This is a genomic window from Gilliamella sp. B3022 (assembly GCF_028751545.1).
Lineage (GTDB): Bacteria > Pseudomonadota > Gammaproteobacteria > Enterobacterales > Orbaceae > Gilliamella.
In genome coordinates, this window is sequence record NZ_CP071867.1 from 1,111,002 (window position 1) to 1,126,929 (window position 15,928).

A 15,928-nucleotide genomic window follows, 5' to 3' on the forward strand; every position below is an offset into this window, starting at 1 on the left:
TTACAAATCCAAAATATTTTTAATAAAAGGAATAGTTAACTTACGTTGTTGAGCTAATGTAGCTACTTCAAATTTTTCTAATAATGAAAATAAGGTACGCATATCACGATTAACACGTTTTAATAAAAATAATCCAACTTCTGTTGATAATTCAAATCCACTTAATTGGGCTCTTAACTGTAAAGCTTTGAGTTTATCATCATCACTTAATTCTTTTAATTGATAAACTTGTCCCCAAGACAATCTAGAAACCAAATCTGGTAAGATAAAAGAAATTTGTTTAGGTGGCGCACTTGCAGTAATTAATAATTTAGAAATGTTCTTTTCCGTTAATCGATTAAATAAATCAAAAATAGCCTCTTCCCAATCTCTATGACCCGCTATCGCATCAATATCATCTAAACACACTAAATCATAATTATCTAATCCTTGTAGAATTTCAGGAACCAAATGATAGTATTGCTTTAAAGGAATATAACTGGCTAACTTATTTTGACTTGATGCATGTAATAAATGAGTACGACCAGAAACTGTTGCTGACCATATATAAAAGACATTAAAACTCTCTTTACCCAATAAGGTTTGTAAAGAATCAAACAATAATTGATTATCACCTACATAAAAACTATCAAAAGTTTCATTATTAGGTAATGAAAAAGGTAAAGGTAGCTGTGAAAGAGTAATAAAAAAACCTCACAATAAAAAAACGAATCGCATTAAGTATAAATTTGCTTTTACAAAAATCAATCACTTTTATAGAAAAGTAAATAAGATCCCATAAAGGCTTATTAAATATTTAATTTTAAAACAACAAAATACTTTGTAAACTTTTAAAGTTATAATATTAAATAATGATATATACAATTTGTATTGGTATAAAACTAACCATACTATTATTATTTATTAATAATAGAATAAATGATATCTATATAAATAAAAATATTTTGCATTATTCAAATATCATTAAACAATTTTAATCACATCAATTTTATCTTCTTATTATAAATAATTTAAGCACAAATCCTCTTTTATAGTATTATAAACGAACTTTAATATAGCATAAAATCATTGAATTAACTTAAGCGATATTTTTTGATCTAAAAGTATTTTTATTAAAAGTAAAAACGAAATATCTTTTCAAAGATCTTACCTGTTAATGTGATCCTCCACTCTTTTTCAAAAAATAGATCATATAATCAAGTATAAAATTAAATCAATAAAAGCTAAAAAATAAGCAAACAAATTTATTTTCTGTGGATAACTCTGTGCTAAAACTGGATAACAAGCTGTGATAAGCATATTAACAACCCAAAAAAATAAATTCTTTGTGGATAAGTAATCTATTTATCAACAATTTTAAACAAGAAAAGATCCGATCAATTAACAGAGTTAACTATTGTATAAGATCCTATAAAATAATTATAAATACCAGTTATCAACAGAAAAGATCCAACATAATAATAATAAAAATAAAAGATCATATAAAAGATCTTATTTAATTTAGATCGCGATCAAAATAGATCATTTGACGTAATGAAAAAGATGAGTAAAATTCCCTACGCTAAATAAATCCAAATCACATGATCAAAAAATATTTGATCGCCTATATATAAAATAACGTACGAGGCTTTTTTATGTTTTATCCAGATCTTTTTGATGTCATCATTGTAGGTGGTGGACATGCAGGAACCGAAGCCGCTATGGCATCAGCAAGAATGGGGCGAAAAACACTACTTTTAACCCATAATATCAATACATTAGGTCAAATGTCCTGTAATCCAGCTATCGGTGGTATAGGTAAAGGTCATTTGGTTAAAGAAATTGATGCTATGGGAGGATTAATGGCTCATGCTATTGATCTGGCAGGGATCCAATTTCGAATATTAAATAGTAGTAAAGGACCCGCGGTAAGAGCAACGCGCGCTCAAGCAGATCGATCTTTATATTGCAAAGTAATAAGAACAACCCTTGAAAACCAAGAAAACTTAATGTTATTTCAACAATCAGTTGAAGACGTGATCATCGAAAATGATCAGATCACAGGTGTTGTGACTCAAATGGGTGTTTCTTTCAAAGCAAAAGCAGTTGTATTAACCACAGGTACATTTTTAGATGGTAAGATCCACATAGGACTTGATAATTATAGTGGTGGACGGACAGGTGATCCTGCTGCAATTGGTTTATCTAAAGCATTACATCAATATCCATTTAGAATGGGGCGTTTAAAAACAGGTACTCCACCAAGGATTGATGCTAGAACAATTGATTTTTCACAATTAAATACCCAATATGGTGACGATCCTACACCAGTATTCTCATTTTTAGGTAAAGCCAGTGAACATCCTAGACAGATCCCATGCTATATTACCAGTACCAATGAAATAACACATGAGATCATTCGAAATAGTTTGGATCGTAGTCCTATGTATACTGGTATTATTGAAGGTGTTGGACCAAGATATTGTCCATCAATAGAAGATAAAATTATGCGTTTTGCGGATCGTAATTCGCATCAGATCTATTTAGAACCAGAAGGATTAAACTGTAATGAAATCTATCCGAATGGGATCTCAACGAGTTTACCATTTGATGTTCAACTAGCCTTTGTACGGAGTATGAAAGGATTAGAGAATGCTAATATTGTCAGACCTGGCTATGCGATCGAATATGATTATTTTGATCCTCGAGATCTCAAACCAACACTTGAAAGTAAAGTGATCAAAGGTTTATTTTTAGCTGGACAGATCAATGGTACTACAGGTTATGAAGAAGCCGCTGCTCAAGGTATGCTGGCAGGATTAAATGCAGCTCGTTTTGTTTATGATCAAGATCAATGGTATCCAACTCGTGATCAAGCTTATTTAGGAGTGTTAGTTGATGATCTTTGTACACTTGGTACCAATGAACCTTATCGCATGTTCACCTCGCGTGCTGAATATCGTTTAATGCTACGTGAAGATAATGCAGATATTCGCTTAACGGAAATTGGCCGTAAATTAGGTATGGTGGATGATTATCGTTGGCAACGTTTTAATGAAAAATTTGAAGCTATTGAGCAAGAAAGAGCGCGTTTACGTGATATTTGGGTTCATCCTCACATTGAAAAAATTGATGAAGTTAATGCGGTATTAAGCGCTAACCTTACCAAAGAAGCCAATGGCGAAGAGTTGCTTAAACGTCCTGAAATGAGTTATAAAACACTACAATCTTTGTCTCTATTTGCACCAGGGCTAAGTGATGATCAAGCAGCAGAACAAGTTGAAATACAAGTTAAATATGATGGTTATATAAAATTACAAATTGAAGAAATTGAACGCCAAAAACGTAATGAAGAAACTCTTATTCCAGAGCATATTGATTATGCGGAAATTTCAGGTTTATCAAATGAAGTTGTGGCTAAATTAAAGCAACATAAACCTGTGTCAATTGGACAAGCTTCACGTATATCGGGTATTACTCCGGCAGCGATTTCAATGCTATTAGTTTATTTAAAAAAGAAGAATTATGTTAAAAAAGAAACTCATTAATCTTATTGATCAAACGGATCTATCGATCACTGATCTACAAATTGATCAGCTGGTTGATTATGTTGAAATGCTTAATAAATGGAATAAGGCTTATAATTTAACTGCGGTGCGTGATCCAAAAGAAATGCTCATTAAACATATCATGGATAGCTTAGTTGTATCCCCTTATTTAATTGGTAAGTCCTTTATAGATGTGGGTACAGGTCCTGGGCTACCAGGTATACCACTAGCTATTATTAATCCTGATAAGCAATTTGATTTAGTTGATAGTTTAGGTAAACGTATTCGTTTTTTAAAACAGGTACAATTTGAATTAAAATTAAAAAATATCAATCCTGTACAAAATCGTATTGAAGAGTATATCGATAAAAAATTTGATGGAGTAATCAGTCGAGCCTTCGCTTCTTTGCAAGATATGCTTAGTTGGTGTAAACATCTTCCTAATCAACAAGGTGCTTTCTATGCCTTAAAAGGTAGCGATATTGATGTCATTCCTGAAGGTTTTATTCTTAAACAAAATATAAAACTGACTGTCCCAGAATTAGATGCAGAAAGAAGTTTAGTTATTATTCAATAGATTATATCTTAAACATATAGTTTACCTGAAACTTCTTAGAAAATTTATTTTTTACGTTTTTTCAGGTAATCTTTAATACCATTAACGATTGCGTTAGATATTTGGATCTGGAATGCAGCTGTATTTAATTTTTGTTCTTCATTAACATTGCTAATGAAGGCTGTTTCAACTAAAACAGAAGGTATATCAGGAGCTTTTAATACCGCAAAACCTGCTTTCTCAATTGATGGTTTACGTAATTTGTTGACGCTTTTCATGCGGTTTAAAATAGAACTGCCCAATATTACACCATTACTCAGCGTAGTTTTTTGTACTAAATCTAATATGGTATTATCTAAATATTTATCACCACTGCGACTTATACCACCAATTTGATCAGCTTCATTTTGAGTTTGTGCTAAATAGCTAGCAGCTGAACTACTTGCCCCTTTAGTTGAAAGGGCAAAAACAGATGATCCTTTTACAGATCGATCTATAAAAGCATCAGCATGAATGGAAATAAAAAGATCAGCTTGCAAAGAACGTGCTTTTGCCACTCGTACATTTAAAGGAATAAACACATCTTCATTACGAGTCATATAGACTTTTATATTAGGCTCTTTTTTAAGTAGACTGTAAGTACGACGAGCTATTTGTAAAACAATGTCTTTTTCTCGTGTTTTTTTAAAACCAATAGCGCCAGGATCTTCACCACCATGACCAGGATCAAGTACAACTACTACTGGTGGAGTTTGTGTGCTTTTCTTCTGTGAATTTTTCTTTTTATTGTTATCAATTTTGATTTCAGACTGTTTTTTACTAAGATCGCCTTCTTTATACTCTTCTAATAGAGCAAGTAAAGGATCATTATCTTCAGTTAAAGCTACTTTAGATGGATAAAGATCGATAACTAAACGATTTTTATATTTTCCAATTGGTGGAAGTGTAAAAGTATTTGGGTTAATATCCTGTTTTAATTCGATCATTATTCTTACTGTTTTGCTATTGAGCTGAATAACTTTCAACGATTTAATATAAGGATCACGACTTAATACTTTTGATGAAATTTTTTTTAAGGCTGTATCTAAATTAATATCATTGATATCAACAGCAAGCCTTTTTGGATTGTTTAGTAAAGAATGATTATATTTTAAACGTGTGTTTGTTTCTATTGTTATTCTTGTATAGGTTGATGAAGGCCAAATACGTACTGCAACCACTTTTGCTAATGTTGCGGCAAAACCAACACGCGTGACAGATAATAAACATGTCGCAATGATACCTTTAATTAATAGGCGCTTTGTTGGACTGAGTGTTTTGGGCATATCTAAACTATTTATTTACTAAGAGAATTAAGCGCGAATAATAACATAAAATATTTCTTTTTTAAAAAGAATGATTATCATCTTCGCTTGCTCTTTTTAATTGAGAATTTATCCATATTTGCTATTTTAAATAAATCTTTTTTGTAAATAGCCATTTTTTATTTATCTTATTAAATTATTCTATTTTTTATATAACTTACTCTACTTGTTAATTATCATCATGCAAGAGACGGGTTTAAATCCAATTTTGAATTAATGTTAATCTCATTTATTCTGATTATTTTCAATAACACATTATTTTAGTTATCAATATTTAATATATTGCAATAATTAAAAAGAGATTTATGTAAAATTTTATTATCAAATATAAAATAGATAATTAATCAGATATTAAGATTTATTTCGTGATTATAGAAATTTTAAATATGGTTAATTGATGATCTTCTATATGCCAGTAAAGTTTATTAGAAAATATACAATATTACATTGCATTAACGTTTTTTATTTTATTATAGACCCTACAATCACAAAGGATTACAATATGGGGCGCTAAAATCGCGGATTTAAACCCGTTTTCATTTTAACAATTAATTATAGCTGAGTTATTGATGAGCAAAAAATTACATATAAAAACATGGGGATGCCAAATGAATGAGTATGACTCAACCAAAATGGCTGATCTTCTTGAATCTACCCATGGTTTAACATTAACTGAAAATCCAGAAGAAGCAGATATTCTATTACTGAATACTTGCTCTATTCGAGAAAAAGCTCAAGAAAAAGTATTTCACCAATTAGGGCGTTGGAAAAATCTTAAACAACATAATCCTAATATTATTATAGGTGTAGGTGGTTGTGTAGCTTCTCAAGAAGGTGCGCATATTCGCAAACGTGCCCCTTTTGTTGATATCATTTTTGGACCGCAAACGTTTCACCGTCTACCTGAAATGATAGAGCAAATACGTAGTGGTAAGGGTAAACATGTGGTTGATGTCAGTTTTCCTGAAATTGAAAAATTTGACCGTTTACCAGAACCTCGTAGTGAAGGTCCAACAGCATTTGTCTCAATTATGGAAGGATGTAATAAATATTGTACTTATTGTGTGGTACCTTATACTCGTGGTGAAGAAGTAAGTCGACCTTGTGATGATGTTATTTATGAAATAGCACAACTTGCAGAACAAGGTGTACGTGAAGTGAATTTACTGGGTCAAAATGTTAATGCTTATCGCGGACCAACCTTTGATGGTGATATTTGTTCATTTGCTGAGTTATTACGTTTAGTTGCTGCTATTGATGGTATTGATCGTATTCGTTTTACTACTAGTCATCCAATCGAATTCACTGATGATATTATTGATGTATATCGTGATACCCCAGAACTGGTTAATTTCTTACATTTACCTGTACAAAGTGGGTCTGATCGAGTATTAAATTTAATGAAACGAACTCATACTGCAATTGAATATAAATCCATTATTCGCAAATTACGTAAAGTGCGTCCTGATATTCAAATTAGTTCGGATTTTATTGTAGGTTTTCCTGGAGAAACACAAGAAGATTTCGAACAAACCATGAAACTTATTGCTGATGTGAATTTTGATTTAAGTTACAGTTTTGTTTATTCCGCTCGCCCAGGTACGCCTGCTGCAGAAATGGAAGATAATGTATCAGAAGAAGAGAAAAAGCAGCGTCTGTATATTCTTCAAGAACGTATTAATCAACAAGCAATGCAATTTAGCCGTCGAATGTTAAATACGGTACAACGTATTTTAGTTGAAGGTCCGTCTAAAAAAGATTTGATGGAATTAACAGGTAGAACTGAAAACAATCGTATAGTTAATTTTGAGGGTTACCCTAATATGATTGGAAAATTTGTTGATGTTGAAATTACGGATGTTTATCCAAATTCATTACGTGGTAAAGTAATTCGAACCGAAGATGAAATGGATTTACGAGTAAGTCAATCACCAATGTCAGTGATATCTCGAACTCGTAAAGAAAATGATTTAGGGGTGGGAATTTATCATCCATAATAAAAAAGTAGATATTTAGCTGACTTATAATATTAAAATTATTATATACAATGAGATGAAAGGAAAATAATATGTTTGTCATATTGGAGACTTGTGGCGGTAAGCCAATAAACACAGTGGATAATGTCGCTATTCTCCCCTGAGGCAAAAAATTATTATTTATTAAAAAAAATAATAAGATAATTAAATAAAAGTCGCTAAAATTTTTACTTTTTTATCCCTATTTTTAGTAATAAAACGTTAGGGAAATATATAAAATATCATTACTGCGATTCTGATTATAATGAAAAAGTACTAGAATATATACTGCTAACATTTGAACAACAAACATTATGTTAAAAATAATAAAAAGCGCAATGATTTCATAAACAGTAATCTAAAAAAAGCATTTAATAATATAGTGTTATAAAATATTGTTAGCTGTAACCGTTGAAAAATGGATTTTAAAAGAGGTTGAAAAGTGCTCTTTATGTGAACAGCGTCTTAGTGATTAAATTATTATTAAGAGGGACTTAACTTTGGATATTATTACACACGAAACTGTACTTGAACCAGCAGATAATAAGAGGCTTAATAGTCTTTGTGGTCCTTATGATGACAATATTAAACAACTTGAAAGTCGATTAGGCATTGAAATTAATCATCGGGGAAATCTATTTGCTATAACAGGTAATGCTGTCTGTGTTAAAGCTGCAAAGGATATTTTACAGTCTCTTTATAAACATACCAAAAATAATAATAAAATTGTAGAAATAGAATCTGAGCATGTCCACTTGACAATAAAAGAGTCAGGTGCGCTTGAAAAAATAAGTGAACACTTACCAACATATGTTCATCATCCAGCGGGAAAGTTGGTGATGATAAAAACTAAACGTGGCGTTATAAAACCTCGAACCCCTAATCAATCACAATATATTGCGCATGTCTTGGATTATGATATCACTTTTGGTATTGGCCCTGCTGGAACCGGTAAAACTTATTTAGCCGTAGCTGCGGCTGTTGATGCATTGGAAAAACAACAAGTACGTCGAATTGTATTGACTCGTCCGGCTGTGGAAGCTGGTGAAAAACTTGGCTTTTTACCTGGCGATCTCAGTCAAAAAGTTGATCCTTACTTACGACCTCTTTATGATGCCTTGTTTGAAATGCTAGGTTTTGAAAAAGTGGAAAAACTCATTGAAAAAAGCATTATAGAAATTGCGCCACTTGCTTATATGCGTGGACGTACACTTAATGATGCTTTTATTATCCTTGATGAAAGTCAAAATACTACTATTGAGCAAATGAAGATGTTTTTAACTCGTATTGGTTTTAATTCTAAAGCGGTAATAACAGGTGATGTTACCCAAATAGATCTTCCTCGCAATCAAAAATCTGGCTTGCGTCATGCTATAGAAGTATTAAGTAAAGTTGACGAAATTAGTTTCAATTTTTTTAATAGTGATGATGTGGTTCGTCATCCTGTCGTTGCCAGAATTGTTAATGCTTATCAAAAATGGGAAGAACAGCAGCATCATGCTGTTAAAAGTATTTAGAGGAGTATTACTATCCCTATCTTAAGTAACAAAAAGAAAAGCAATATTCGTGATCACTCTGCAGAAACCAATTTATTTTTGCGACGAGCACTATTTGCTTTTATTGTCATTATTTTATTATTATTAGTTTTACTTGTTAATTTAGCTGATCTTCAGATTGCTAATTATGGTTATTACAGCACTAAATCTAATAATAATCGTATTGAAATCATTCCCATACCGCCGAGTCGTGGTATGATCTATGATCGTAATGGTACACCATTGGCCATTAACAATATCACTTATCAACTTAATATCATTCCTGATAAAATTAAAAACCTTAATGAACAATTTAATCAGTTAAAAACTATTGTTGATTTAACTGATGAAGATATCGAGAATTTTCAAAAGGAACGCCGAAATTATAAAGCTCATCGCCCTGTTCCATTAAAAGATAATTTAACCCAACAACAGATAGCCCGTTTTGTTGTTGACCAACATCGCTTTCCTTATGTTTCTATTGTTGGGATACAGCATCGTTATTACCCATATGAAGCATCATTGACTCATATTATTGGCTATATTTCAAAAATTAACGGTCAAGATAAACAACGCTTAGAAGATGAAAATAAAAGTAGCAATTATGTTGCGACGTTTAATATTGGAAAAATGGGGATTGAAAAATATTATGAAGATGTATTACATGGCATCCCTGGTTATGAAAAAGTAGAAGTTAACAGTAGAGGAAGAATCGTACGTCAACTTAATCAACATCCACCTCAAGCTGGTGAGGATATCTACTTATCTATCAATCTTAAGTTACAACGTTATATAGAACAATTGTTAGCTGGTCGTAAAGCAGCTGTAGTTGCTATTGACCCTAATAATGGTGAAATTTTAGCTTTGGTTTCAAGTCCTACCTATGATTCTAATCCATTTGTAGGGGGGATATCGAATGATAAATATAAAGCATTGCTTAATGATCCGAATAAACCTCTTTATAATCGAGCATTACTTGGTTCTTATCCACCTGCTTCAACGGTCAAACCTTATATTGCTATTGCTGCTTTAAGTGAAGGGGTTGTTACATCAAAAAGCGTCGTTAACGATCCAGGATGGTGGCAATTACCAGGAACCGAGCGACGCTATCGGGATTGGTTAAAATGGGGACATGGGCGAGTTGATGTATTAAGAGCAATAGAAGAATCTGTCGATACCTATTTTTATCAGGTTGCTTATGATATGGGCATTGATCGCTTAAAAGCATGGATGACTAAATTCGGCTTTGGTGAGAGAACAGGTATTGATATATCTTCCAATGAAGAGAGCCGTGCTGTTATGCCCAGCCGTGAATGGAAAATACAACGCCATAAAAAATCTTGGCTACAAGGAGATACGATTCCTGTTGGTATTGGACAAGGTTATTGGACGGCAACCCCAATACAAATGGCAAAAGCATTAACTATATTAATCAACAATGGTAAAACCTATACCCCACATTTTTTATTATATAAAAAGAGCGATATTTTAAATTCTAATGAGCAACAGCCAATAATTAATCCAGATAAATATTTGGAAAATAATAGTTTATCTGATGTTAATCCAAGTTATTGGGCGCTTGCTAAAGAAGGTATGTATCGTGTTATGTTTGGTTCGCGAGGAACGGCACGTAAAATTTATGCTGATGCCAAATATCAAGCAGCAGGTAAATCGGGGACGGCCCAAGTTTATGGATTAAAAGTAGATGAAGTCTACAATGCTCATAAGGTTCCTGAGCATTTACGTGATCATGCTTTGTTTGTTGCTTATGCACCTTATGATAAACCCAAAATTGCTTTAGCTATTGTTTTAGAAAATGGTGGAGGTGGAAGCTCAAACGGTGGTGCTGTAGCGCGAAAAATATTAGATTTTTACCTTCTTGGTAATAATTCAATGGAATTAAATGAATCATCACCAAATACGGGAATTGAAGATTAATTATGAATAATATAAAAAAATCTTTCTGGCAAAAGATACATATTGATCCACTATTTTTTCTATTTATTACTTTATTACTTGGTTATAGTCTTTATATTCTTTGGAGTGCAACTGGCCAAGATATCGATATGATTGAAAAACGCGTCATTCAAATTATGTTAGGTTTTATTGTGATGATTGTCTTTGCACAGTTTTCACCTAGAACATATGAAACATGGGCACCTACATTGTATATAATCTGCATTATAATATTACTATTAGTGGATATTTTTGGTTATACCAGTAAAGGTGCACAGCGTTGGCTAGATTTGGGTATTTTACGTTTTCAACCTTCTGAAATTGCCAAAATTGCAGTACCATTGATGGTAGCAAAATTTATCCATCGTGATGGCTGTCCTCCGACACTAAAAACAACGTTACAAACTTTGGCTATAATTGGTGTACCGACCTTACTTGTAGCAATGCAACCTGACTTAGGTACGGCTATTTTAATCGTTATGTCTGGCATTTTTATTATTTTTTTAGCCGGAATTGATTGGCGGTTTATTTTGATTGCTGTTGTTTTAATTGCTGCTTTTTTACCAATTATGTGGTTTTTCTTAATGCATGATTATCAGCGGCTTCGTGTTTTGATGTTATTCAATCCTGAACTCGATCCTAGTGGAGCTGGTTATCATATCATCCAATCAAAAATAGCGATTGGATCAGGTGGAATCTGGGGTAAAGGCTGGCTTAGTGGGACTCAATCACAATTAGAATTTTTACCAGAAAGGCACACCGATTTTATTTTTTCGGTTATTGCGGAAGAATTTGGTTTTGTAGGTACAATCGTTCTACTTATTCTATTTTTATGTTTAATTGTACGTGGATTAATTATTGCTTCACAAGCTCAAACAACTTTTGGCAGAATTTTATCTGGCGGGCTAATTTTAGTCTTTTTTGTGTATGTGTTTATTAATATTGGTATGGTCAGTGGAATCTTACCAGTAGTTGGTGTACCATTACCACTAATAAGTTATGGTGGCTCTTCTTTAGTCGTTTTAATGGCAAGTTTTGGCATTATGATGTCTATTCATACACATCGATACATGTTATCTAAAAACATTTAACGGAATTCAAATAAATGAAAAAGAAATTTAAATTATCTTTCGCGTTTTTAGCACTCGCGATTTGTTCAACTGCGTCAGCTGAAATGGCTTTTCCTATTCCTGCTATTCCACAATTAAATGCAGAGTCATATATTTTAATTGATGCCAAATCGGGGGAAATTTTAGCTCAATATAATGCGGAACAACAACGTGATCCGGCTAGTTTAACTAAAATGATGACTAGTTATGTTATAGGTCAAGCATTACAATCAGGCCGTATAAAAAATGATGATATGGTTGTCGTAAGTAAAGATGCTTGGGCAACTGGCAATCCTGCATTAAAAGGATCATCGCTAATGTTTTTAGAAGTGGGTAAAACAGTTTCAGTTGCTAATCTAAATAAAGGTATTATCATTCAATCTGGTAATGATGCATGTATTGCTATGGCTGAACATGTTGCTGGTAGTCAAGGTGCTTTTGTTAATTTAATGAATGAATATGCTAAAAAAATAGGTTTAGAGCATACGCATTTTGAAACTGTACACGGACTTGATGCACCAGGACAATATACAACCGCCAAAGATATGGCATTTTTAGGGCAAGCATTAATTCGTGATTTACCAAATGAATACGCAATCTATAAAGAAAAAGAATTTACTTATACCCTCTCTAAACCCCAATTAAATCGTAACGGTCTACTTTGGGATACAACATTAAATGTTGATGGGATCAAAACAGGACATACTAATGCGGCAGGTTATAATTTAGTTGCTTCTGCTGTAGATGGAAATACGCGTTTGATTTCAGTGGTGTTAGGAGGTCGAACTTTTAAAGGTCGTGAAGAAGAAAGTAAAAAATTATTAGTATGGGGATTTCGCTTTTTCGAAACGGCAAATCCTGTTAAAGCAGAGAGTTCATTAGTGAATGAAACAATTTGGTATGGAGATCAAAATAAAGTTCCATTAGGATCGATTAATGGTGCTTTCGTTTCTGTACCAAAAGGACGTTCTGCTGATGTACAAGTACAATATATTATTGATGATTATATTTATGCGCCAATTACTAAAGGTACCAGTGTTGGTAAAATACAGTTTTTATTAGATGGAAAAGTGATTAATGAACAACCATTAGTAGCACTGCAAAATGTTGAAGAAACAGGATTATTTGGATCGATATGGGATTGGATTTGTTTGAAGTTCAATCAAATGTTCAACTAAATTTTATGAAACCATTTGATAAGTAAAACTTATTGAATGGTTTTTTTATAGCATAAAAAACTAAACTCATTTACTGCGCTAAAGTAACATTCTTACAACACTTTTTTACTTTGTTTGTCACACTACGATATTTATTCTAACTTGATCTATAATTATAGCTTGTTTATTACTTATGACTTTTAAAAGAATAGATGATTAATATTTTACAATTATTTTTGCAAAAAAATTTTGGAATGTAAAAATATAACGATGTGGAACTGTATAAAAATTTACCTTATGTAAGACATTAGAATTTTCAAGTTGCGTAGAGACATTTAATTGTTCATACTTGTCACTTATTTTATATTAGGTGATAAAATCATTGAATCAGAAGACTCTCCAATATATATCTTATCTAAATTGATTTGTTCGGCAATCACCTCATTAGTTCCTGTTCTTTTAACTTTCTTTTGACATACATTTAATTTTGTTAGTGATAGTATCTCTTTATCAGTTGATATTTTAATACTATTTAGAGCAGAAGCATAATTAGAAGGTTAATTAACGATTAAAAATGTAGCATTAACAGGATCAACGTTTTTATTTCTTGATAGATAAAATACTTAGTAACTTCATAAGATTTGTTCGATTGTTATTTTTAATGTAATTTGCTTTTTTAAAGCACTACATTATTCTTTCTATTCTTTCTATTATTTTTATAAAAAATAACGCTGGCAAATTTTATCTAAATATGGTATAAAACGCGCGCTGCTTTTAACATTCATTTTTCAAAAAATCGTTGTAAGAGTAAGCACAAATTTTAATATTTAATTAACGTTATAACACACACATATCATTACTCTTTTCCGGGGTGCCTTTTGTTTTTTTCAATAAGGTCGGTTAAAGCGGATATGTGGAGGCATAACCCCAACGTCAAAATGAGGAAATCATGACTACAGTATCAATGCGCGATATGTTACAAGCGGGTGTACACTTTGGACACCAAACTCGTTATTGGAACCCAAAAATGAAACCATTTATTTTTGGTGCTCGTAACAAAGTTCACATCATCAATCTTGAAAAAACAGTTCCTTTATTTAACGAAGCATTAGCTGAATTAAACAAGATTGCCGCTCGTAAAGGTAAAATTTTATTTGTTGGTACAAAGCGTGCAGCTAGCGAAGCGATTAAACAAGCGGCTGAAAGCTGTGGGCAATACTACGTAAATCACCGTTGGTTAGGTGGTATGTTGACTAACTGGAAAACAGTACGTCAATCAATCAAACGTTTAAAAGATTTAGAAACACAAGCTAGTGATGGTACATTTGACAAATTAACCAAAAAAGAAGCATTAATGCGTGCTCGAGAAATGGCTAAATTAGAAAATAGCTTGGGTGGAATTAAAAATATGGGTGGCTTACCCGATGTGATTTTTGTTATTGGTGCAGACCACGAACATATCGCTATCAAAGAAGCTAACAATTTAGGTATTCCAGTCATTGCTGTTGTTGATACTAATTCAGATCCGGATGGTATTGATTACGTTGTTCCTGGTAATGATGATGCGATTCGTGCTATTCAACTATATGCAAATGCAGTAGCTGAAGCAGTACGTTCTGGTCGTGAGCAAAACCAATCTCCAGTATCTGAAGAAAGCTTCGTTGAAGAAGCTCCAGCAGCTGAGTAATAAACTCAAATATTTTCAAGGTCGATAATCAGTATCGACCTATTCTAATGACAATCATCACAATGGTTAACTAGAGGATTTAAAAATGGCTGAAATTACCGCTTCTATGGTAAAAGAACTGCGTGAAAGAACTGGCGCAGGTATGATGGAATGTAAAAAAGCATTAGTTGAAGCGAATGGCGATATCGATCTTGCTATCGACAACATGCGTAAATCTGGTCAAGCAAAAGCTGCTAAAAAAGCAGGTCGTGTTGCTGCTGAAGGTGTAATTATCTCTAAAATTGCTGCTGATAAAAAATCAGGTGTAATCTTAGAAATCAACTGTGAAACCGACTTTGTTGCTAAAGACGCTGGTTTCTTAGAATTTAGTGAAAAAGTTGCCACAGCCGCATTAAATGATGGTTTAACAGATCTTGCTGCTTTACAAGCAAAATTTGAAGAAGAACGTACAGCTTTAGTTGCTAAAATCGGTGAAAACATCGGTATTCGTCGTGTTCAAGAAATTACTGGTGAAGTTGTTGGTAGTTATCAACATGGTGCACGTATTGGCGTTTTAGTTGCTGCAAACAATGGCTGTGACGAAGAATTAGTGAAACATATTGCTATGCACATTGCAGCAAGTAAACCAGAATATGTCAGCCCAAGTGATGTACCTGCTGATGTGGTTGAACATGAACGTAATATCCAAATTGATATCGCTATGCAATCAGGTAAACCACGTGAAATCGCTGAAAAAATGGTTGAAGGTCGTATGCGTAAATTCACTGGTGAAGTTTCTCTTACTGGTCAACCATTTGTTATGGATCCAAGTAAAACAGTAGGTGATTTATTAGCAGAGAAAAAAGCGACAGTTGCTAAATTTATCCGCTTTGAAGTGGGTGAAGGCATCGAGAAAGTCGAAGTTGATTTTGCAGCAGAAGTTGCTGCGATGTCGAAACAATCTTAATTGTTTCATAAAAACCGCCGTCAAGGCGGTTTTGTTTATCTACAAAATATTTTTAAATTACTGTTAACAAGTATAG

General features: G+C 32.7%; 11 protein-coding genes. 9 read left to right on the forward strand and 2 right to left on the reverse strand.

From position 1 onward, the window contains the following. The gene (gene hda / locus J4T76_RS05020; protein WP_267341172.1) at nucleotides 1–684 is read right to left on the reverse strand and encodes a DnaA inactivator Hda; all 684 of its coding nucleotides are present in this window, start codon (nucleotides 682–684) and stop codon (nucleotides 1–3) included. A 950-nt stretch (nucleotides 685–1,634) separates the two neighbouring features. On the opposite strand from hda, the gene mnmG reads away from it, so the two are divergent. Beyond that, nucleotides 1,635–3,527: a tRNA uridine-5-carboxymethylaminomethyl(34) synthesis enzyme MnmG gene (gene mnmG, locus J4T76_RS05025; protein ID WP_267354798.1), complete on the forward strand. Its 1,893-nt coding sequence runs from the start codon at nucleotides 1,635–1,637 to the stop codon at nucleotides 3,525–3,527. Further along, nucleotides 3,505–4,104 (forward strand): 16S rRNA (guanine(527)-N(7))-methyltransferase RsmG, encoded by a 600-nt coding sequence (gene rsmG, locus J4T76_RS05030; protein WP_267341045.1) that lies wholly within the window; start codon nucleotides 3,505–3,507, stop codon nucleotides 4,102–4,104. The genes mnmG and rsmG overlap by 23 nt, the downstream gene beginning before the upstream one ends. Before the next feature lie 44 nt (nucleotides 4,105–4,148). On the opposite strand, the gene J4T76_RS05035 is transcribed toward rsmG, so the two are convergent. After that, nucleotides 4,149–5,408 carry an N-acetylmuramoyl-L-alanine amidase gene (locus J4T76_RS05035; RefSeq protein WP_267341046.1) on the reverse strand — a complete coding sequence of 420 codons (1,260 nt, stop codon included), beginning with the start codon at nucleotides 5,406–5,408 and terminating at the stop codon, nucleotides 4,149–4,151. Between the two features lie 608 nt (nucleotides 5,409–6,016). Between J4T76_RS05035 and miaB the strand changes: the two genes are divergently transcribed. The 7 genes from miaB to tsf all read left to right on the forward strand — a co-directional run bounded on the left by miaB (nucleotide 6,017) and on the right by tsf (nucleotide 15,852). Beyond that, nucleotides 6,017–7,444, forward strand: coding sequence for a tRNA (N6-isopentenyl adenosine(37)-C2)-methylthiotransferase MiaB (gene miaB, locus J4T76_RS05040; protein ID WP_267341048.1), 1,428 nt, complete (start codon nucleotides 6,017–6,019; stop codon nucleotides 7,442–7,444). Nucleotides 7,445–7,962: 518 nt separating this feature from the next. Continuing rightward, on the forward strand, nucleotides 7,963–8,979 hold the full coding sequence (locus tag J4T76_RS05045) for a PhoH family protein (protein ID WP_267341049.1): 1,017 nt from the start codon (nucleotides 7,963–7,965) through the stop codon (nucleotides 8,977–8,979). 18 nt (nucleotides 8,980–8,997) lie between these two features. Continuing rightward, entirely contained in the window at nucleotides 8,998–10,935 is a 1,938-nt protein-coding gene (mrdA, locus tag J4T76_RS05050; RefSeq protein WP_416380287.1) for a penicillin-binding protein 2, read from the forward strand. Nucleotides 10,936–10,937: 2 nt separating this feature from the next. After that, on the forward strand, nucleotides 10,938–12,044 hold the full coding sequence (gene mrdB, locus J4T76_RS05055; RefSeq protein WP_267341051.1) for a peptidoglycan glycosyltransferase MrdB: 1,107 nt from the start codon (nucleotides 10,938–10,940) through the stop codon (nucleotides 12,042–12,044). Between the two features lie 14 nt (nucleotides 12,045–12,058). Then, a complete protein-coding gene (locus J4T76_RS05060; RefSeq protein ID WP_267354796.1) occupies nucleotides 12,059–13,240 on the forward strand; it encodes a serine hydrolase in 1,182 nt (393 codons plus the stop codon). A 928-nt stretch (nucleotides 13,241–14,168) separates the two neighbouring features. Continuing rightward, nucleotides 14,169–14,906 (forward strand): 30S ribosomal protein S2, encoded by a 738-nt coding sequence (gene rpsB / locus J4T76_RS05065; RefSeq protein ID WP_267341054.1) that lies wholly within the window; start codon nucleotides 14,169–14,171, stop codon nucleotides 14,904–14,906. A gap of 85 nt (nucleotides 14,907–14,991) precedes the next feature. After that, the gene (gene tsf, locus J4T76_RS05070) at nucleotides 14,992–15,852 is read left to right on the forward strand and encodes a translation elongation factor Ts (protein ID WP_267341055.1); all 861 of its coding nucleotides are present in this window, start codon (nucleotides 14,992–14,994) and stop codon (nucleotides 15,850–15,852) included. Nucleotides 15,853–15,928 lie beyond the last annotated feature (76 nt).